A 22,134-nucleotide genomic window follows, 5' to 3' on the forward strand; every position below is an offset into this window, starting at 1 on the left:
TTCAAATTGATAACAACTTGAAAAAAATTTAGATGTAAAAATTTATTTTGCCAATCCATATTCACCTTGACAAAGAGGTACTAATGAAAATACTAATGGTTTAATTAGAGAAAAAATTCCTAAAAAATTTATTTTTTCAAAAACTAATAAAAATGAAGTTCATAAATTTATATTGTCTTTAAATCAAAGACCGAGAAAAATATTAAATTATCTTTCACCAATCGAATATTTGGATAGAAAAATAATTTAGTTGCACTTACCTTTACAATTTAGCAATAATAATGATCCAATATCAAAAGCAGTAGATTTATTATTAGAAAATACTGAAGATTTAACAACAGTTTTTAAAGAAGGGGGTTTATATAAAGAATTAACAAAACGTTTAGTTGAAAAAATGTTGAATTCTGAGATGCAAAATTATTTAGGATATGAAAAAAATCAACATAGTAATAGTGACAATGCTCGTAATGGTATAAGTTCAAAAAAATTAATAACTCAACAAGGTAAAATTGAGATTGATGTACCACGAGATCGTAATAGTAATTTTACTCCTGTAATAGTGCCAAAAAGACAGAGAAGATTTGATGGTTTTGATCAACAAGTTCTTTCCTTATATGCAAAAGGTATGACATTATCAGATATTAGAATGCAGTTACAAGAGTTATATCATGGTGCTGATATTAGTGAAAGTGTTATTAGTCAAATTACTGATGATGTGATTGATGATGTCAAAGCATGACAAAATAGACCATTAGAAGGCATTTATCCCATTGTTTATTTTGATTGTATAGTAGTTAAAGTACGACAAGATAAACGCATTATTAACAAATCAGTTTATATAGCTTTAGATGTTGATTTAGAAGGTAAAAAAGATATTTTAGGTTTATGAATTAGTGAAAATGAAGGTGCTAAATTTTGATTAGCAAATTTCACAGAAATGAAAAATCGTGGCTTAAATGATATTCTTATTGCTTGTAGTGACAACTTAACAGGCATGTCAGAAGCAATACAATCAGTTTATCCTAAAACTGAACATCAATTATGTATAGTTCATCAAATCAGAAATAGTTTAAAATATGTTTCATACAAACATCGAAAATCACTAGTTACAGATTTAAAGCCAATTTATAATGCATGTAGTGAAGAACAAGCAATGCAAGCTTTAGAATCATTTGAAAGTAAATGAAATAAACACTATCCTCAAATTGCTAAATCTTGATATAAAAATTGAGATAATTTAATGATTTTTATTAGTTATCCTCCAGAAATCAAAAGAGTGATTTATACTACAAATTCTATTGAATCTGTTAATAGTCAATTACGAAAAGTCATCAGAAATAAAAAAGTTTTTCCAAATGATATGGCAGTTTTCAAAATATTTTACTTAGCAATTGAAAATATAACAAAAAAATGAACAATGCCCATTCAAAATTGAAATACAGCAATTGCTCATTTTATGATAAAATTTGAAGACAGAATTAATCTGAACTAGTACTTTGCAAAACAAAGATACACAGATTATTAAAAAACCTCTATTATTTTGCTTACCATGTTATTGGATTAAATCATGATACATTACATAAAAATTAAATAATGCGATTGGTTCGGGAATAGGAGCAGTCTCTGCTGTCCTAGGTGTTGCCTTATCAGCATTAGCTCCAATAATTGGTGCAGTTGCAGCAATATTAATTGCACAATGATACATATGACAAATTTCTGACTATGATAATGGTAATGGAGTTGTTATTGATATGGTTGGTTTAACACCAACATGAATCGTTAATGTTTCATCACAATAAAAAAATAATAATACTTAAATTTATTAAAAACAGACCTATGAAATAGGTCTGTTTTTAATAAATTTATTTTTAATATAACATAAAGTTTAAACGACATAATTAACATTTTTCACTGATTTATCGCTTTCAATAATTTTTTTAGCATCTGCTAATTTAATGGCTACCATTTTCGTAATTCCTTGATTTTGCATAGTTGTCCCATATAATACATCACAATTTTCCATTGTGCCTGGACGATGAGTAACAATAATAAATTGTGTATATTGTGAAAAACTACGAACATATCTAGCAAAACGCTCTAAATTTGCTGGATCCAATGGTGCTTCAACCTCATCTAATATTGTCAATGGCAACGGCTTGACTTTTAAAATAGCAAATAATACTGCTAATGCAACTAATGATTTTTCACCACCTGATAATAAGTTTAAATTACTAATTCTTTTACCAGGAGGATTAGCAAGCACTTCCACACCTGTATTTAAAATATCATCAGGTGATGTATATCGTAAACTACAAGTTCCTCCACCAAATAAAGTTTGAAATGTTTCGGGCAATACCATATTAATAGCTTTGATTGTTTCATCAAATTGCGTTACCATAACATTATCCATTTCATCAATGGCTGTTAACAACGATTGTGATGCTAATTGTAATTCATCATGTTTAGTTTTTAAACGTAAATAACGTTCATTTTCATTTTCAAATTCTTCAATAGCATTAATATTTACAAATCCTAAATCTTCAATTTCACTACGTAATTGTTGTACCAAATTACATGCTTGTTGTTCATCTGCTAATGGTTCACTATAATGTTCTCTAGCATATTCATAAGTTAAATTATAAGTTTCAACTAAACGTCTTAAATGTTGCTCTACTTTTGACTCCATTTTTACTTGTTCAAGCTTTTGATTATTTAATTTATCACTAGTCATAAAATGTTCTTGATTTAAACTATATAATTCATTTTCTAAATTTTGCATTTGTTCTAATAATTGATGTTTCTGTTTACGAATTAATTGTAGTTGACTTTTTATTGTTGCTTGATCATATTTAGAATTTTCATATTGAATAAAAATATCATTTAATTGGTTTGTAGTATCAATATCTAATTTTTTACCAGTTAATGTTTGATATTGAGTAGTTAATAATTGTGATTGATTAGTGATTTCACTAATTTCACTGATCAGTTTATTTATTGTTAAAGTAATTGTCAACTTTTGACCTTGATAATTATTTAATTCGCTTTCAATACTTGTTCTTTGGACATTTATATTAACTAATTGTTGTTCTAATGATTTAATTTCTTCTTTTAATTCAGAAACTATTAACTTTTCTTTAAAAACATTAATACTATTTTGATGTTGATAACCTCCAACAATAGCACCACCAGCTTTAATTAATTGACCATCTAAAGTTACACATTGGTATTTAGCAGCAATTAATTGTGAAATAACTCTTGCGCTTTCTAAGTCTTCACAAATAATAGTACGACCTAAAAGAAAATTAATAATCGGCTGAATTCTATTATCAACTGCTGTAACTAAATGATGAGCAAAACTTAAATAACCTGATTTACTATTAACAATAATTTCATCTTCTTTAGTCGCTGTTCGAACTTGAATTGAATTTAAAGGTAAAAAAGTGGCAATTCCCGCTTTATTTTGTTTTAAAAATTCAACAGCCTTGGTTGCATCTTTGTTAGTTGCCGTAACAATGTTTTTTAAAGTATTGCTCAATACTTTAACAATCGCTTCACTATAAAGATCGGGCACCGAAATTAAATCACTCACTACTCCAATGATGCCATATAGTTTATCTTTATTTTTTAAAATTGTTTGAACACCCAAATATTTTTGATTTTGTCGTTGTTGATAATTAATTACCGATTCTAATTGTGCTTTTTTTTCACCTAAACCACGATGAATATTATTTTGTCCTAAAATTAAATCTTGATGTTGAACATTTAGTTCTTCAAATAAATTATTAATTTTATCAAAATTTTCTTGTTCTTTTTTTTGTAAAAAAGTTTTTTGTTCAATAATAGTAAGCAAAGTTTCAATTTCATTTTTTAATTTTTCAACTTCTTTTTGATCTTTTATTTCACTTTGTTTTGTTTTCATTAACGATTTTTGTTGTTCTAAAACTTGCAATAAACTATTAACATTAGATAAATTCATTTCTAAACTATTAATGTTTTTATCTAAATCATAACTTTTATTTTTTAAAAATTTTAATTGTTGTTCATTCTTACTAATATTTAAATTAAGTTGTTGTTGTAAAATTTCATTATCATTTATACTGAATGTTGTAAGTTTTAATTGATTATGATATGTCTCCAAATCTTTAACAATAATAGTAATTTCATATTTTTTTAAATTATCACGTAATTCAACATAAGTTTTAGCTTTCTGTGCTTGTTTTGCTAATGGTTCAATTTTTCTACTTATTTCACTAATAATATCATTAACTCGAACTAAATTTTCATTAGTACGCTCTAATTTACGTAATGACTCTTCTTTCCTCTTTTTGTATTTTGAAACACCCGCAGCCTCTTCAAATAAAGTTCTTCTTTCTTCTGGCTTAGAATCAGCAAATCGTGAAACATTACCTTGACTAATAATTGCAAGTGAACCTTTAGCTAAACCTGTACCCATAATAATTTCTTGTACATCTTTTAAACGAACACGAGCTTTATTAATGTAATATTCATTTTCTGAACTATTACGAAAAGTTTTTCTAGTAATTTGTACTTCATTAAAATCAACTTTAAATATTTTATTAGTATTATCAAAAACTAAAGTAACTTGAGCACTATTTAATGGCTGTTTTCCTTTAGCACCATTAAAAATTATATCTTCACTATTTTCACCACGTAATGATTTAACTGATTGTTCACCTAAAACTCAACGAATAGCATCATTAATATTAGACTTCCCAGAACCATTAGGGCCAACAATACCTACAATATTAGTATCAAATTCTATTGTTAAAGGTTCTGCAAATGACTTAAAACCATATGCTTCGATTCTTTTTAAGAATGCCATCTTACCTCACCTATTTTAAAATATATATTTATATTTTACCATGAATCAGCTTAATATTTATTGTTAAGATTTAGCAGAAATATTACTTTATTTGCATTATTATTTGTTCTTTAATTGTTTTATAATAAAATTTATTAATTCACAAATAAAATAATGTAGTACGCTGAATTATACTTGTAAGTGCAAGTAAATAAAATTGCAAAAAATTCTCATATAAAAATTTCATAATGCTAAATTTAGTTTAGAAAAAAGTAAGGAGTTTTTATATGAGTTATAAACATCTTGGCATAGATGAAAGGATTTATATTGAGAATCAATTGAAATTTAAATTTAAAATTAGTGAAATAGCTAAAAATCTTAATCGAAGTATTAGTACTATTATTCGAGAAATTAATAGAAATAAAGATAATAATCATTATTTTTCATTAATTGCACAAAATAAAGCTGAAAATCGAAAACAATCACATATTAGTTTTCATAAGTTTAAAAATAAGAATTTAGTAAAATATGTACAACAAAAATTACTATTAGGTTGATCACCTGAACAAATTTATGGCAGAATTAAAAATTTTCATAAAGAGTGAGTTATTAGTTTTAAAACAATTTATACTTGAATTTATTTTGGAATGCTTGATAAAGTTACTAGTAAAAATTTAAGAAGAAAAGGTAAAAAATGAAAATCTAAAGAAAATCGTGGCAAGTATAATGGTAAATCAATTAAAGAACGAGATATAAATGTTAATGATCGTATAACACTTGGTCATTGAGAAGGAGATACTATAGTATCATCAAGAGGAAAAAGCAAATCATGTTTAATAACTTTAGTTGAAAGAGTATCACGATTTACTTTAGCAATATTAGTTAAAAACAGAACTACTAAAGTTATTAATAAAAATGTCAGTTATTATTTATCAATTCTTCCTAAAAACATTGTTAAAACTATTATTTTTGATCGTGGCAAAGAATTTTCAAATTGACAACAACTTGAAAAAAATTTAGGAGGCTTTTTAGTAATCTGTGTATCTTTGTTTTGCAAAGTACTAGTTCAGATTAATTCTGTCTTCAAATTTTATCATAAAATGAGCAATTGCTGTATTTCAATTTTGAATGGGTATTGTTCATTTTTTTGTTATATTTTCAATTGCTAAGTAAAATATTTTGAAAACTGCCATATCATTTGGAAAAACTTTTTTATTTCTGATAACTTTTCGTAGTTGACTATTAACAGATTCAATAGAATTTGTAGTATAAATCACTCTTTTGATTTCTGGAGGATAACTAATAAAAATCATTAAATTATCTCAATTTTTATATCAAGATTTAGCAATTTGAGGATAGTGTTTATTTCATTTACTTTCAAATGATTCTAAAGCTTGCATTGCTTGTTCTTCACTACATGCATTATAAATTGGCTTTAAATCTGTAACTAGTGATTTTCGATGTTTGTATGAAACATATTTTAAACTATTTCTGATTTGATGAACTATACATAATTGATGTTCAGTTTTAGGATAAACTGATTGTATTGCTTCTGACATGCCTGTTAAGTTGTCACTACAAGCAATAAGAATATCATTTAAGCCACGATTTTTCATTTCTGTGAAATTTGCTAATCAAAATTTAGCGCCTTCATTTTCACTAATTCATAAACCTAAAACATCTTTTTTACCTTCTAAATCAACACCTAAAGCTATATAAACTGATTTGTTAATAATGCGTTTATCTTGTCGTACTTTAACTACTATACAATCAAAATAAACAATGGGATAAATGCCTTCTAATGGTCTATTTTGTCATGCTTTGACATCATCAATCACATCATCAGTAATTTGACTAATAACACTTTCACTAATATCAGCACCATGATATAACTCTTGTAACTGCATTCTAATATCTGATAATGTCATACCTTTTGCATATAAGGAAAGAACTTGTTGATCAAAACCATCAAATCTTCTCTGTCTTTTTGGCACTATTACAGGAGTAAAATTACTATTACGATCTCGTGGTACATCAATCTCAATTTTACCTTGTTGAGTTATTAATTTTTTTGAACTTATACCATTACGAGCATTGTCACTATTACTATGTTGATTTTTTTCATATCCTAAATAATTTTGCATCTCAGAATTCAACATTTTTTCAACTAAACGTTTTGTTAATTCTTTATATAAACCCCCTTCTTTAAAAACTGTTGTTAAATCTTCAGTATTTTCTAATAATAAATCTACTGCTTTTGATATTGGATCATTATTATTAAAGTTATCTTTTTTAGCCATCTGTAACTCACTCTTTCTAGTCATTTAATTATATTTACTAGAATTAATTAAACATAGTTATTTTTGTAAGTTACACAGATTACTAAACATTACCTAACTTCATTTTACTTGTTACCCTTCTCAAAATCTTTGATTTCAATGGATTATGTAACTTTTATCAGTATCACAGTTGCTGGGGCAGCTTAAGATTACTTAATTCCCTTTTATGAACAGTTGTTCATCTATTTAATTTTATTCAGTTGTATTTAAGGATAAATGATTTAATATATTAAAAATATATTATACTTTTTGTTTATTTTTTGTTTAATAATGACACTAATTGTGCTTTTGGTAAATTATTCATTTCATTTTGATATTGTTTAAACATATTTTTACATGTTGTAAGTTCAGTTAATGCTTCTTTTAAGTTACCTCAATCTTCAATTATGACTTTCTTTTTTTGTAATTCTTTATACTGTAAAAAGAAATTAACAATTTCATCATGTAAATGTTGTGGTACATCTTTTAGATCTTGATACTCATTAAAGCGTGGATCAGAATTAACAACACCAAATAATTTAGTATCAACTTCACCACCGTCAATCATTTTAATCATTCCTAAAACTCTAACTTCTACTAAGCAACCAGGGAAAGTTGGATAAGTAATTAAACTAATAATATCTAAAGGATCACCATCATAATCTAAAGTTTCAGGAATATATCCATATTCACCGGGATAAAAATTAGCACCATAAAGAACACGATCTAATATCATAGTTTTAGATTTTCAATCATATTCATATTTATTACTTGATCCTTTGGGAATTTCAACTACCATTTGCACAATGTTATTTTCACTTTTATTCATTAATACTTCATCTCCTTTTAAAAATTAATTTTATTATATAATAAATAAACGTTTTTTTATATATAATTAAAATAATAAATGTATTTTAAGGAGTAAAAGATGAGTTTAAAATATGAGAAAAAGTGACAACAATTTAAAAGTAATATTAATAATTCTTTAAAATTAACTACTCATAGGATAGCATTAATTAGTAGTTTATTGGCAGTTACAACATTAATGACCTTATTAGAAACACCACCTATTTTTTTACCTTTTTTAAAAATTGATTTTGGTAATACTATTAATTTAATTGCATTGTTAATTATTAAACTTCCTTATAGTTTGTTAATTGCCATTATTGTTCCTTGACTAAGTTTAATCTTACCTCATTTTCCTTCTGGTAATGCTGAACCAATTGGTGAATTTGCTTATATGTTAAGTACCATTACTTTATTGTTATTATATAGTAGTTTTAAATTATTATTTAAGCAATTACCATTTTGAAAAACGCAATCTAATAATTCTTGAAAACGATTAATGATTATTGAAATACCGACAGTTGTTATTACTTGTATTTTAGTATCATTAATTAGTGCTTTTTATAATTGAGCTTTTATTTTAGACATGTATGGTGCTGGTGATCTTAAAGATAAGATTTGAATTGTATTTGTACCATTTAATTTAATTAAATTTACTTCAGTTTTGCTTTTATATTTATTATTAGTTAGACCAGTACAAATTTTAGTACAACATTTTAATAGGTAATGTTTAAATAATATATTTTAATTGATCTTTTTTAATTCTATTACTAAAGATTATTCACTATTTTGTTTTATTTCTGACTCTTCTCAAGGTCTTCAAATATTTACTTCTTCTTTATAATCTTCATCAATTACTAATCGTTCTGAATCACTATCTTCTTCTGAATTATCAAAATAGTTGTTTTCTATTTGTTTGTTAATATTTACTGATAATAAATTTATTGTTTGTTGTTGATTTAAAAATTCTTCTTTATAATTTTGATTTTCATTATTATCACAATTTATTTCTGCAATATTGATGGCTGCTTCTAATATATCTCTTGGAGCTGAGTTGACTGAATGTTTTGTTTTAAGTTCATTCTTTCTTGCTTTTTGCTTTCAAATTCAAATTGTTGTTTTTGAAATGCCAGTTTCTTTTTTGATTTCACCATAACTTTTACCATCTTGTAAATATTGTAATACTTTTTCTTTTATTTCCGGTGTATATTTTTTTGCCATCTTTTAATCTTCCTTTTCTTTTAGCAATTTTATTTAATAAAATCCTAATACAGAAAAAAATATCTATATAAGGATTTAACACTATTTAAATTAATGATTAATATTATAATTTATTTTTTTAGTTTTTGTTATTTAATGCTAAATTGTAAAGGTAAGTGCAACTAAATTATTTTTCTATCCAAATATTCGATTGGTGAAAGATAATTTAATATTTTTCTCGGTCTTTGATTTAAAGACAATATAAATTTATGAACTTCATTTTTATTAGTTTTTGAAAAAATAAATTTTTTAGGAAATTTTTCTCTAATTAAACCATTAGTATTTTCATTAGTACCTCTTTGTCAAGGTGAATATGGATTGGCAAAATAAATTTTTACATCTAAATTTTTTTCAAGTTGTTGTCAATTTGAAAATTCTTTGCGACGATCAAAAGTAATAGTTTTAACAATGTTTTTAGGAAGAATTGATAAATAATAACTGACATTTTTATTAATAACTTTAGTAGTTCTGTTTTTAACTAATATTGCTAAAGTAAATCGTGATACTCTTTCAACTAAAATTATTAAACATGATTTGCTTTTACCTCTTGATGATACTATAGTATCTCCTTCTCAATGACCAAGTGTTATACGATCATTAACATTTATATCTCGTTCTTTAATTGATTTACCATTAAACTTGCCACGATTTTCTTTAGATTTTCGTTTTTTACCTTTTCTTCTTAAATTTTTACTAGTAACTTTATCAAGCATTCCAAAATAAATTCAAGTATAAATTGTTTTAAAACTAATAACTCACTCTTTATGAAAATTTTTAATTCTGCCATAAATTTGTTCAGGTGATCAACCTAATAGTAATTTTTGTTGTACATATTTTATTAAATTCTTATTTTTAAACTTATGAAAACTAATATGTGATTGTTTTCGATTTTCAGCTTTATTTTGTGCAATTAATGAAAAATAATGATTATTATCTTTATTTCTATTAATTTCTCGAATAATAGTACTAATACTTCGATTAAGATTTTTAGCTATTTCACTAATTTTAAATTTAAATTTCAATTGATTCTCAATATAAATCCTTTCATCTATGCCAAGATGTTTATAACTCATATAAAAACTCCTTACTTTTTTCTAAACTAAATTTAGCATTATGAAATTTTTATATGAGAATTTTTTGCAATTTTATTTACTTGCACTTACAAGTATAATTCAGCTAATAAAAATTATCTATCAAATTATTATTATGATATTTTTATTGTTAATTAATTTTCTAAATTAGAGTAGTATTAACACTTTTTATAAAAATTTAATAAATGTCTTGTTTTTTAATTAAAAGTAATTTATAATTTTTATAAATAAGTATTTAATTAATTAAATACTTATTTTAAAAAGGAGAAGTTATAATGATAGTTAAAAGTGTTGACCAAGAAAAAGAAAAAGTAGATATAAAAACAAAGAAAAAAATAAAGATTAATTCAAAACAACAAATTTTTAATATTACTTTGACAGGAATTTTATTGGGATTAGCTGTTGCTTCTTCATTAATTGAAATACCTATTCAGTTTATGGGAGTAATTTTACCATTAAGAATTTTTGATTCATTAATTATTGCTTTTACTTTACCAATTATTGGTTTATATTATACATTAGCAATTGGTATTATTGAACCTTGATTACATTTATTAGCAGATAGTGATCATCCGCCAATTCAAATTTTCTTTGATAATATTGCTAATATTTTATTTATTGTTTCTTTTTATTTTATTTACTACTATCTTTTTAAATTGTGTAATAAAAGTAAAAATTTAAAAGTAGATACTATCAAAAAAGTAAGTGCTGGTCTAGTAATAGTACCCTTAAATGCGATTATTGCTACTTTATCTTTTGTTTTAACTTTAGTAGTACTTTATTTTAGTCCTAACCTACCAAGACCTGATGAATATGATAATAATATTCTTAATTTTAATAATCATTCAGTAATTATATTATTTATTTTACTTGGTATTGAAATTTTAAGATTTATTTTTATCTTTATCTTATTTAGCTTAGTTGAAAGAAAGATAGGTTCTGCTAAACGTTATTATTTTTAATAAAAAGTATTTTATTTTATAAAATAAAATGTTAAATTAATACTTATTAATTAAAAATAAAATGTGGGAGTAACATATGAAGTTAATAGTTATTTTAATTATTATCATGAGTATTATTTTTTTAATTGGTTTTATAATAATATTTTTTCTGAAATTAAGAAAAAAGAAAATAAAATCATCAAGGAAAATAAAATATCGTTTATGTGATCCAAATTCTTATCATAGTAGCATTATCAAGAATAGAAAGTTTAAAAGTAATAATGATTTAGTAAATAATAAAAAAGTATTGGAAATGTTAACATATTTACAGGAAAGAGATATCGCTAATTATAATAATATTATTCCTACTTTTTATAGCATTTTGGAAAAACCTATCCAACATAATTTGGAAGCTAATAAAAATGTTAATTATTTATTAACTAATATTGTTGATATTTTATGTCACCATCATCACTGTATGGTAAATCCCTTACATTTGATTAAACATTTGTTTAATAAATGTAATAATAAATTACATCAACACAAAAAAAATTCTCATTTTACTCAAGAGAATAATCATTCAGTTAAACCAACACATGTTTTTAATAAAACACAAACTAATGCTTCTACACCAAAAACTAATGTTTCTACAACAAAAAAAATAATAAACATACTTTCTCATAAATTTATAAATATTCCTTTACTAGTTATTAGTCCTAACTTAACAAAAACGGAATATCTAATTAAATTCATAATTAAAATGTATTAAATATCTACTAATTTAACTTATTAGTAGATATTTTTTTTAAAAATAAAATTTACTGTACATTATTTTGTAATAGTTTATAATTATAAGAAAATCATTATAAATAGAGTGTAAAATATGAGACGAAAATTAAATTTATTTTTTACTACCAGCCTTTTATTAAGTTCTAGCATGTCGCTTTTAGCATTCACAATTGATACAAACAATATTAGTATTAATAATTTTGCCAACAACAATGTTGATACTAAAACAGCAACTAAGTATGCTAATGAAACCTCTATTGTTGGTAAATCGTTATTAATTGCTAAAAATAAAGGTTTTAATACTAATAATTTATTAAATGATATGTATAATCAAACCCCTTCTATTCAAATTGATAATCTTACAGGTAAGAATACTGGAAATGATTTTATTAATGATTGAACTAGTAACTTAGATGGTAATAGTATTAATACTATTCAGGGTTTATTTCAACGTAATGGTATTAATCAATCTAAAGTTGATTCTGTCACTAATAATATTAATAGTTATAATAGTTATCGTGACATATTGCCAATGCTTAAAAATTATTTAAATAATTCTATTTTATCTAATGATGATACTGTTAATATGATTGATGGAATGTTAAAAAATATTAAAAATTTAATACCAAATATTAATGATTACTTATCTTATACTAATTATATTCCAATTATAACTAATACTATTGATAAATTATTAGCAGATTGAGATCAAGAAGATAATTTTAGTGGTAATACTACTTTTGAAAAAATGCAAGATTATATGTCAAAGAAAGCGACATTTGCTCAAGCTTGAAATATTCCAAGTCATGAAAAGTGATACTATGTTAAAGATGAAGCAAAAAATTGAAATTGAAATCAATTTTATGAATATATAGCTGGTGTTAATTTTAATTATATGTTTAAGTCAATATCAGGAAAATATATTGGGGAAATGATTAGCGATAATATTAAATATGCTTTATGAGGTGCTGCACCTATCGGTTTTAATTCTGATAATTTTAATGTTACATTTAGTGAAACTCTTAATAAGATTTTAACAAATCCAGTGGCATGACCTTATTTAATAAAAACAATAATACCAATGGTTAAAACTGAAGTATTAAAATTAACTAATCCAACTCTTGGTATTGATAGTATTACTTGAGATGATAAAACACCACTTAAAAATAATACAGTTCAACTAAAAAAAGTATTAACTATTTTTCAAGAATTAATATCTTCAAAAGATAATATGCTTAAATTAGTTACCAATTTAATGACCGGACCTTTTGGTGAAGATATTATTGCGAAAGCTACCTTTGCATGAACTGATTCATATTGAACATTACCTGAGATTCAAAAGAAATTTTCTTTTATTTCAGCTATTAGTGATATTCCTCAACAAGTTGTTAATAGTTTAGAATCAGCAATTAAAAATGTTCCAATTAATGACACAATTAATAAAATATTTGAGTTTACTAATAAATATTTAACAACAAATCCATTAATTGATTTAAAAGATTTAGTAAAATATTTAGATTTAACTTTCGGTAGTAAAGATTTTATTAATGCTTTAAATAATCTTAAATATATTATTAATCACCCAACAACAGATAATATTAGTAAAACTAAAGAAATATTACAATTATTAGGTGTTCAATTTGGTGATGAAACTAATTTTAAACAAGATAGTGTTCTTGCAAACTTTTCTAATTGATTAAATACTCCTACTAGTAGTTTAAATTCCTTACTAAATATAATAGTTGATAAAACACATCATAATGGTATTCTTGATAATATGTTAAAAGACCAAGAAAATTTATATAAAGATATGTATAGTAAATATTTTGATATTAACAATAATAATTATTTTACTTTAAGTGATATTGCAATGAATACATTTAAACATGATGATGGTAGTGTTAGTGCAGTTTTAAGTTATAAAATTAAAAATAATTTAGATAATAAAAGTTATGATATTACATTTAAAAATGCTAATTTTCTTACAAGTAAAATCTTTAAAATAAAATTATTTCATATTAGTCAATAATTTTGCTGAATTATACTTGTAAGTGCAAGTAAATAAAATTGCAAAAAATTCTCATATAAAAATTTCATAATGCTAAATTTAGTTTAGAAAAAAGTAAGGAGTTTTTATATGAGTTATAAACATCTTGGCATAGATGAAAGGATTTATATTGAGAATCAATTGAAATTTAAATTTAAAATTAGTGAAATAGCTAAAAATCTTAATCGAAGTATTAGTACTATTATTCGAGAAATTAATAGAAATAAAGATAATAATCATTATTTTTCATTAATTGCACAAAATAAAGCTGAAAATCGAAAATAATCACATATTAGTTTTCATAAGTTTAAAAATAAGAATTTAGTAAAATATGTACAACAAAAATTACTATTAGGTTGATCACCTGAACAAATTTATGGCAGAATTAAAAATTTTCATAAAGAGTGAGTTATTAGTTTTAAAACAATTTATACTTGAATTTATTTTGGAATGTTTGATAAAGTTACTAGTAAAAATTTAAGAAGAAAAGGTAAAAAACAAAAATCTAAAGAAAATCGTGGCAAGTTTAATGGTAAATCAATTAAAGAACGAGATATAAATGTTAATGATCGTATAACACTTGGTCATTGAGAAGGAGATACTATAGTATCATCAAGAGGCAAAAGCAAATCATGTTTAATAACTTTAGTTGAAAGAGTATCACGATTTACTTTAGCAATATTAGTTAAAAACAGAACTACTAAAGTTATTAATAAAAATGTCAGTTATTATTTATCAATTCTTCCTAAAAACATTGTTAAAACTATTACTTTTGATCGTGGCAAAGAATTTTCAAATTGACAACAACTTGAAAAAAATTTAGATGTAAAAATTTATTTTGCCAATCCATATTCACCTTGACAAAGAGGTACTAATGAAAATATTAATGGTTTAATTAGAGAAAAATTTCCTAAAAAATTTATTTTTTCAAAAACTAATAAAAATGAAGTTCATAAATTTATATTGTCTTTAAATCAAAGACCGAGAAAAATATTAAATTATCTTTCACCAATCGAATATTTGGATAGAAAAATAATTTAGTTGCACTTACCTTTACAATTTAGCTTTCTTCAATAATTAGATATTTTAATTTAAAAAATATATTAATATACAAGTCAGTTATTGCATTTCTCTTTAAACAATTTAAAATATAGATAACTTATAGATTTAAGAAAAAGTTATTGGGGAAAATAAAGGGGACTAATTATGAAATCATTATTAACAACATTAAGTGTTTTAACACTTGCAACAACCACAGGAAATTTAATCAATATTTTAAATACAATTGAAGAAAAAACTAATATTACAACTAATTACATTCAAAGTAAAACACAACAAGATACAATTTACAAAAATAAAAATGGAGAAGAAATAAAAACTAATATAGAAGATTTGTCAGAGATAGAAAGTAAAGAGGTTGTTCAAATTGGTTTTTATAAGAATCGACAAGGTGAAATTCAAGTTGCTAGAATGCCAGAAACAATTGAAAAAGTACCTGATAAATTACCATCAGAAGTAACATCTTTAAATTTTATGTTTTTGGGTGCTTCACAATTTAATCAAGATTTATCAACTTGAGATGTATCTAGAGTAACAAGTATGTTGAGTGTATTTGCTGGTGCTACTTCATTTAATGGTAATATTTCAAATTGAGATGTATCTAATGTAACAGATATGCTTTCTATGTTTAATGGTAGTTTAAAATTTGATCAAGATCTTTCAAAGTGAAATGTATCTAATGTAAGAAGTGTGGGTGGTATGTTTGCTGGTGCTTCATCATTTAATGGTAATATTTCAATTTGTGATGTATCTAATGTAAGAAGTATGAGTGGTATGTTTACTGGTTGTTTTTTATTTAATCGAGATTTATCAAATTGAAATGTATCTAGTGTAGAAGATATGGTTGGTACATTTGCCAATACTTTAGCATTTAATCAAGATTTATCAACTTGAGATGTATCTAATGTAAGAATTATGACTGGTATGTTTGCTGGCTCAGTATTATTTGATCAAGATCTTTCAAAGTGAAATGTATCCAATGTACTAGATCACACTCATTTTGCTGTTGGTTCAGCAATTTCTAATTCTAATAAATTACCTAAATTTAAAAACTTTTTTATTAATAACACTATTTAATTTGATCAAAAGTATTTAATTTCTTAGTAATTAACTATAATAAAACTTAGAATAGTATAATAAAATATTATATTTGTTTTTTATAAAAGCATATAATATTGACAAACGGTAAGTTTAAAAAGTTTTAACTCATTTCTTTATTTTTTTAAAGTAAATGAGTTTTTATTTTTATTATTGTATGCCCTTTTATTTTACTGACTAGTCATACATTTAAAGTAATCAATTGCAATTATATGCCAAAGGTTATATAATATGGGTAATAGTGGGAAAGTGTGGGTGATATTATGCTACTAGGACAATCATTGTCAACATTAGATGAAAAGAAACGAATGATAATTCCTTCTAAGTTTAGAAGTTATTTTCATAACAATGAGATTGTTATTGTTTCTAAAGGTTTTGAAGGCTGTTTAGTTATTCGTAACGAAATTGAATTTATTAAATGACAAGATAAAATCTTATCACAATCCGAAGGTCAGAAAGAAGCTAGAATTTTAGCAAGACAAGTATTTGCTAATTCAGAAGAATTAACTATTGATAGTAAAGGTCGCATTAATATTCCACATTCATTATTGACACTAGCTGATATTAAACAAAAAGTAATTATGATTGGACTATCCAATAAAATTGAGATTTGATCAGAAACTAATTGAAATAGTTTTAATCAAGATACCAAGGATAAATTTGAGTCAGCGGCAGCAGCTCTAGATGAGATATAAAAATTATGAATAATATCAATGCAAGACACATTTCTGTAATGTTAACAGAAGCAATTGATTTCTTAAATATTAAACCTGATGGTATTTATGTCGATTGTACATTAGGACGAGCAGGTCATAGTAAAGTTATACTATCAAAACTTACCTCTGGCAAACTATATGCTTTTGATCAAGATCAAATGGCCATTGATAATAGTAAAATTATTTTAAAAGATTTTAAAGATAAATATGAAATAATTAAAAGTAATTTTGCAAATATTCAATCTGAGCTTTTAAAAAGAAATATTACTAAAGTTGATGGTATATTATATGATTTAGGTATATCATCACCACAAGTTGATGAAGATATTAGAGGATTTAGTTATATGAAAGATGCTAAGTTAGATATGCGTATGGATCAAAGTCAAAAATTAAATGCGTGAGATATTGTTAATAATTATAATTATGAGCAATTAAAAACAATTATTAAAAATTATGGTGAAGAAGTATTTGCTAGTAGTATTGCTAAAAATATTATTAAAACAAGAACTTTTCAACCAATTGATACCACTTTACAATTGGTTACGATTATTAAAAAATCATTACCAGTAAGAGTATTAAATAAGCATCATCATCCTGCCAAAAAGACTTTTCAAGCATTAAGAATTGCTGTTAACAATGAGTTAGAAACATTAAAATCTTCTTTAAAACAATCTTTAAAATTATTAAAATCTAATGGTAGAATTGTTGTTATTAGTTTTCATTCTTTAGAAGATCGTATTGTTAAACAAACTTTTAATGAAGTTTTAATTGATCCACAAGCACAATTATATGCTAAATTACCAGTTCATAATAATTGAAAAACAAAATATCAGTTAATAATTAAAAAACCAATTACACCAAAGCCTGATGAAATAAATAAAAATCCAAGAGCACGAAGTGCAAAACTAAGAGTTATTACTTATATTGATTCATAAAAATGTTTGGAGGTGAGCAATATGAATTTTCAAGAACTATATGTTGTATGTCAAATTGAAGATTTTAGTTTAAAAGTTATGGTTAATAATTATGTTAATAATCAAATTCAGGTTTTATATAAAGAAACTGTTGATACTGAACAGTTTTCTAAAAATGGTGAAATTATTAATTCAATTGCTACAGGTAAGTTATTAAGGCAAATTATTAATAAAATTAATAATACTTTAAATATAAAAGTACAACGTATTGCCTTAACTTTACCTTCAAATAATTTAAAAATTTATCAATCACAAGCATCACTTGATTTTAAAGATGCTAATCATATTATCACTGATGAAGATTGTAGTAAAGTGATTGAAATGGCTAAAAACATTACTATTGATAATAGTGAAATTATTTGTTTAACTAAACCATACAATTTTAAAGTTGATCATGCAATTGGTAATGAACAATTACCAATTGCTAAAAAAGGACAAGTTATGCATGTTGATGCTTTAGTTTATTCATTACCTAAAAGTTTATATAATTCTCACCTCGAAGTATTAACTAATGCCGAAACAGAATTGTTAACTGTTACTTTAGATCAATTTGCATTAGTATGTAATATTAAAAATACTGATTTTAATCGTAATACAGTTTTAGTTGATTGAAATATTAATAGTACTAAGATTAGTGTTTTTAGTAATTCAGTATTATTTGCAACAACTAATATTAAAATTGGTTGAAATCAAATAATTCAATCATTAATGAAGCAAATGCATTGTGGTTATGATAAAGCTGAAAGATATTTACAAAAAATTATTAATATAAGTAGTAATTATTTATACGATGTTGTTGTTGATAAGTATGTTAATGATCAAACAAAATCTATTGTTCGTTTAACAAAAACTGATTTACAAGCAACAGTTAAAAAACAAATTAATGAAATTATTTCTTGTATTGAATATTTTCTTGATGAAGTTAGTGATAATAATAGTTCAGATATGGAAATTATTTTTACGGGAATTACTATTGGTTTATGTGGTTTTGCCAACTATTTTAAAAAAAATAGCAAACTAAAAGAAGTAAAATATATGCTCAGCCAAACTCCTGGTGCATATAGTTATCAGTGAACTACTTTAATCGGTAATACTCACTACCAACATTTAGTAAATGTTTTTAGTAATAATTATATTTCATCAATACATAAACCAGAAATTGTATCAAAATTAAATCATTATACGCATTCTAATAATCATGATAATAAGCATTATAATTCCCCCTTTCAACCAAATTATCAGTATAATGATGGTAGTAAATAGAAGAAGACAATTTGATTACTCAGGAGGAAAATAAAATGGAACATAATAATTCACAATTTAAACCAATAGCATCAATTCGGGTAATTGGTATTGGTGGTGCTGGTAATAATGCTGTTAATAGAATGATTGAAGCAGAGGTACAAGGTGTTGATTTTTATGTTGCTAATACTGATGCACAAGTAGTTAATGCATCACCAGCTGAAAATAAAATTATTTTGGGCAAAGAATTATCAAAGGGACTTGGAGCAGGAGCTAATCCCGAAATTGGTAAACAAGCCGCAATTGAAAGTGAAGCAGAGATTAAACGCGCTTTAGATGGTGCAGATATGGTTTTTATTGCTGCTGGTATGGGTGGTGGTACTGGTACTGGTGCTGCATCAATTGTTGCAAGAATTGCTAAAGAATATGGTGCTTTAACAATTGCTATTGTTACTAAACCATTTAAATTTGAAGGACGTAATCGTAATGCTCATGCTATAGTTGGAATTGAAAATTTAAAGAAACAAGTTGATGCTATTATTATTATTTCTAATGATAAATTATTACAAGTAATTGGTAATATCCCTCTTAAAGATTCGTTTAAAGAAGCAGATAATATTTTACGTCAAGGTGTACAGACTATTACTGACTTAATTGCTGTTCCTGCTTTAATAAATTTAGATTTTGCTGATGTTCGTACTATTATTGAAAATAAAGGTAATGCTTTATTTGGTATTGGAATGTCAAAGGGTGAACATAAAGCTAAACAAGCCGCAACAAAAGCTATTTCTTCTCCTTTACTTGATGATGTGACAATTAAGGGTGCTAAAAATGCTATTGTTAATGTTACTGGTGGAACAACAATGACATTAACTGATGCTAATATTGCTGTTGATTTAGTTCGTGATGCTGCGGGTAATGATGTTAATATCATTTTTGGTGTTGCTGTTAATGAAAATTTAAATGATGAAATGATTGTAACAGTTATTGCCACTGGTTTTGATGAAGAAGGTGCTAATGCTAATAATTTTGTTTATAGTTCAAAAGTTGATAATCATGAATTTATTACCAATAAGACTCAATATTTAAGTGAAGAAATTAAAGAACAAACAAAGAAAAAAGAAGAAGAACAACAAAATTTAGTCCAAGAAGCAGCAATGGAAGCAGATGATGATTTACCATCATTTTTACGAAGACGAAAGGGAGTTTAATTAATTATGGGATGAAGAAGTAAAAAATATAAAGACAATGATAAAAATAGTAATTATAAAACCAGTTTTCAAGAACAAATACAAGAATTTGCTCCTAAAAATTATCAAGAAATTGAATCAGTTGCTAATGCTATGATTTTACAAAAACCAATTAAAGTTAATTTAACAACAACTGTTGAAAATGATCGAAGAAGAATTATTGATTTTCTTTGTGGTATTTCGTATGTTATTGGTTTTGTTGTTGATAAAACTGATATTCATATTTATGAATTTAAAAATGAATTAAGTTAATCTTGAACAAATAGGTTTTTTATTTCTTTCTAATAATAAAGAAATAAAATTATTTATTTTTTAAATTGTTCTTACATTAATTTTAGAATATAAATCCCTTCTAGGTAATGTTTAGTAATCTGTGTAACTTACAAAAATAACTATGTTTAATTAATTCTAGTAAATATAATTAAATGACTAGAAAGAGTGAGTTACAGATGGCTAAAAAAGATAACTTTAATAATAATGATCCAATATCAAAAGCAGTAGATTTATTATTAGAAAATACTGAAGATTTAACAACAGTTTTTAAAGAAGGGGGTTTATATAAAGAATTAACAAAACGTTTAGTTGAAAAAATGTTGAATTCTGAGATGCAAAATTATTTAGGATATGAAAAAAATCAACATAGTAATAGTGACAATGCTCGTAATGGTATAAGTTCAAAAAAATTAATAACTCAACAAGGTAAAATTGAGATTGATGTACCATGAGATCGTAATAGTAATTTTACTCCTGTAATAGTGCCAAAAAGACAGAGAAGATTTGATGGTTTTGATCAACAAGTTCTTTCCTTATATGCAAAAGGTATGACATTATCAGATATTAGAATGCAGTTACAAGAGTTATATCATGGTGCTGATATTAGTGAAAGTGTTATTAGTCAAATTACTGATGATGTGATTGATGATGTCAAAGCATGACAAAATAGACCATTAGAAGGCATTTATCCCATTGTTTATTTTGATTGTATAGTAAACGCATTATTAACAAATCAGTTTATATAGCTTTAGGTGTTGATTTAGAAGGTAAAAAAGATGTTTTAGGTTTATGAATTAGTGAAAATGAAGGCGCTAAATTTTGATTAGCAAATTTCACAGAAATGAAAAATCGTGGCTTAAATGATATTCTTATTGCTTGTAGTGACAACTTAACAGGCATGTCAGAAGCAATACAATCAGTTTATCCTAAAACTGAACATCAATTATGTATAGTTCATCAAATCAGAAATAGTTTAAAATATGTTTCATACAAACATCGAAAATCACTAGTTACAGATTTAAAGCCAATTTATAATGCATGTAGTGAAGAACAAGCAATGCAAGCTTTAGAATCATTTGAAAGTAAATGAAATAAACACTATCCTCAAATTGCTAAATCTTGATATAAAAATTGAGATAATTTAATGATTTTTATTAGTTATCCTCCAGAAATCAAAAGAGTGATTTATACTACAAATTCTATTGAATCTGTTAATAGTCAATTACGAAAAGTCATCAGAAATAAAAAAGTTTTTCCAAATGATATGGCAGTTTTCAAAATATTTTACTTAGCAATTGAAAATATAACAAAAAAATGAACAATGCCCATTCAAAATTGGGTAATGTTTAGTAATCTGTGTAACTTACAAAAATAACTATGTTTAATTAATTCTAGTAAATATAATTAA

19 protein-coding genes, 1 pseudogene and 1 riboswitch are annotated in these 22,134 nt (G+C 24.6%); of the genes and pseudogenes, 15 read left to right on the plus strand and 5 right to left on the minus strand.

The genetic code is table 4. The features are described from left to right. The first annotated feature begins 256 nt into the window (after positions 1-256). Complete coding sequence (locus AACK95_RS03265; protein ID WP_422397163.1) at positions 257-1,492, plus strand: IS256 family transposase; 1,236 nt, start codon at positions 257-259, stop codon at positions 1,490-1,492. 393 nt (positions 1,493-1,885) lie between these two features. Here AACK95_RS03265 and AACK95_RS03270 read toward each other — a convergent pair whose 3' ends face one another. Next, complete coding sequence (locus tag AACK95_RS03270) at positions 1,886-4,843, minus strand: AAA family ATPase (protein ID WP_338980824.1); 2,958 nt, start codon at positions 4,841-4,843, stop codon at positions 1,886-1,888. Between the two features lie 266 nt (positions 4,844-5,109). Here AACK95_RS03270 and AACK95_RS03275 point away from each other — a divergent pair, with 266 nt between their 5' ends. Continuing rightward, positions 5,110-5,991: an IS30 family transposase gene (locus AACK95_RS03275; RefSeq protein ID WP_338980825.1), complete on the plus strand. Its 882-nt coding sequence runs from the start codon at positions 5,110-5,112 to the stop codon at positions 5,989-5,991. Here the strand turns inward: AACK95_RS03275 and AACK95_RS03280 are convergent. Beyond that, positions 5,884-7,122 carry an IS256 family transposase gene (locus AACK95_RS03280; RefSeq protein ID WP_338980975.1) on the minus strand — a complete coding sequence of 413 codons (1,239 nt, stop codon included), beginning with the start codon at positions 7,120-7,122 and terminating at the stop codon, positions 5,884-5,886. The genes AACK95_RS03275 and AACK95_RS03280 overlap by 108 nt on opposite strands. A gap of 89 nt (positions 7,123-7,211) precedes the next feature. Next, positions 7,212-7,321: riboswitch (cobalamin riboswitch) on the minus strand. A gap of 93 nt (positions 7,322-7,414) precedes the next feature. Next, entirely contained in the window at positions 7,415-7,969 is a 555-nt protein-coding gene (locus AACK95_RS03285) for an inorganic diphosphatase (RefSeq protein ID WP_338980827.1), read from the minus strand. A 99-nt stretch (positions 7,970-8,068) separates the two neighbouring features. Here AACK95_RS03285 and AACK95_RS03290 point away from each other — a divergent pair, with 99 nt between their 5' ends. Beyond that, positions 8,069-8,713, plus strand: coding sequence for a hypothetical protein (locus AACK95_RS03290; protein ID WP_338980829.1), 645 nt, complete (start codon positions 8,069-8,071; stop codon positions 8,711-8,713). 50 nt (positions 8,714-8,763) lie between these two features. Here AACK95_RS03290 and AACK95_RS03295 read toward each other — a convergent pair whose 3' ends face one another. Continuing rightward, positions 8,764-9,207 carry a hypothetical protein gene (locus tag AACK95_RS03295; RefSeq protein WP_338980831.1) on the minus strand — a complete coding sequence of 148 codons (444 nt, stop codon included), beginning with the start codon at positions 9,205-9,207 and terminating at the stop codon, positions 8,764-8,766. Positions 9,208-9,368: 161 nt separating this feature from the next. Beyond that, on the minus strand, positions 9,369-10,319 hold the full coding sequence (locus tag AACK95_RS03300) for an IS30 family transposase (protein ID WP_338980833.1): 951 nt from the start codon (positions 10,317-10,319) through the stop codon (positions 9,369-9,371). A 293-nt stretch (positions 10,320-10,612) separates the two neighbouring features. Between AACK95_RS03300 and AACK95_RS03305 the strand changes: the two genes are divergently transcribed. The 12 genes and pseudogenes from AACK95_RS03305 (at position 10,613) to AACK95_RS03360 (ending at position 22,101) form a co-directional block, all read left to right on the plus strand. Further along, positions 10,613-11,299 (plus strand): hypothetical protein, encoded by a 687-nt coding sequence (locus AACK95_RS03305; protein ID WP_338980835.1) that lies wholly within the window; start codon positions 10,613-10,615, stop codon positions 11,297-11,299. A 76-nt stretch (positions 11,300-11,375) separates the two neighbouring features. Next, positions 11,376-12,047, plus strand: a complete 672-nt coding sequence (locus AACK95_RS03310) for a hypothetical protein (RefSeq protein WP_338980837.1) — start codon at positions 11,376-11,378, stop codon at positions 12,045-12,047. A 114-nt stretch (positions 12,048-12,161) separates the two neighbouring features. Continuing rightward, a complete protein-coding gene (locus tag AACK95_RS03315; RefSeq protein WP_338980839.1) occupies positions 12,162-14,096 on the plus strand; it encodes a hypothetical protein in 1,935 nt (644 codons plus the stop codon). 108 nt (positions 14,097-14,204) lie between these two features. Continuing rightward, positions 14,205-14,399 carry a helix-turn-helix domain-containing protein gene (locus AACK95_RS03320; RefSeq protein WP_338979555.1) on the plus strand — a complete coding sequence of 65 codons (195 nt, stop codon included), beginning with the start codon at positions 14,205-14,207 and terminating at the stop codon, positions 14,397-14,399. An 87-nt stretch (positions 14,400-14,486) separates the two neighbouring features. Next, complete coding sequence (locus tag AACK95_RS03325; RefSeq protein ID WP_338980996.1) at positions 14,487-15,155, plus strand: IS30 family transposase; 669 nt, start codon at positions 14,487-14,489, stop codon at positions 15,153-15,155. Between the two features lie 165 nt (positions 15,156-15,320). Then, positions 15,321-16,250, plus strand: coding sequence for a BspA family leucine-rich repeat surface protein (locus AACK95_RS03330; RefSeq protein ID WP_338980841.1), 930 nt, complete (start codon positions 15,321-15,323; stop codon positions 16,248-16,250). 284 nt (positions 16,251-16,534) lie between these two features. After that, positions 16,535-16,966 carry a division/cell wall cluster transcriptional repressor MraZ gene (mraZ, locus tag AACK95_RS03335; RefSeq protein WP_252320016.1) on the plus strand — a complete coding sequence of 144 codons (432 nt, stop codon included), beginning with the start codon at positions 16,535-16,537 and terminating at the stop codon, positions 16,964-16,966. A 5-nt stretch (positions 16,967-16,971) separates the two neighbouring features. Further along, positions 16,972-17,922 carry a 16S rRNA (cytosine(1402)-N(4))-methyltransferase RsmH gene (rsmH, locus tag AACK95_RS03340; protein ID WP_252320018.1) on the plus strand — a complete coding sequence of 317 codons (951 nt, stop codon included), beginning with the start codon at positions 16,972-16,974 and terminating at the stop codon, positions 17,920-17,922. Positions 17,923-17,943: 21 nt separating this feature from the next. Then, a complete protein-coding gene (locus AACK95_RS03345; protein ID WP_338980843.1) occupies positions 17,944-19,224 on the plus strand; it encodes a hypothetical protein in 1,281 nt (426 codons plus the stop codon). A gap of 35 nt (positions 19,225-19,259) precedes the next feature. Next, a complete protein-coding gene (ftsZ, locus tag AACK95_RS03350; RefSeq protein ID WP_338980845.1) occupies positions 19,260-20,414 on the plus strand; it encodes a cell division protein FtsZ in 1,155 nt (384 codons plus the stop codon). 6 nt (positions 20,415-20,420) lie between these two features. Beyond that, a complete protein-coding gene (gene sepF / locus AACK95_RS03355; RefSeq protein WP_338980847.1) occupies positions 20,421-20,705 on the plus strand; it encodes a cell division protein SepF in 285 nt (94 codons plus the stop codon). Positions 20,706-20,902: 197 nt separating this feature from the next. Further along, positions 20,903-22,101 (plus strand): annotated as a pseudogene (locus AACK95_RS03360) (IS256 family transposase). The last annotated feature ends 33 nt before the right edge of the window (positions 22,102-22,134 follow it).

The organism is Spiroplasma endosymbiont of Lasioglossum malachurum (assembly GCF_964020065.1).
GTDB lineage: Bacteria > Bacillota_I > Bacilli_A > Mycoplasmatales > VBWQ01 > Spiroplasma_E.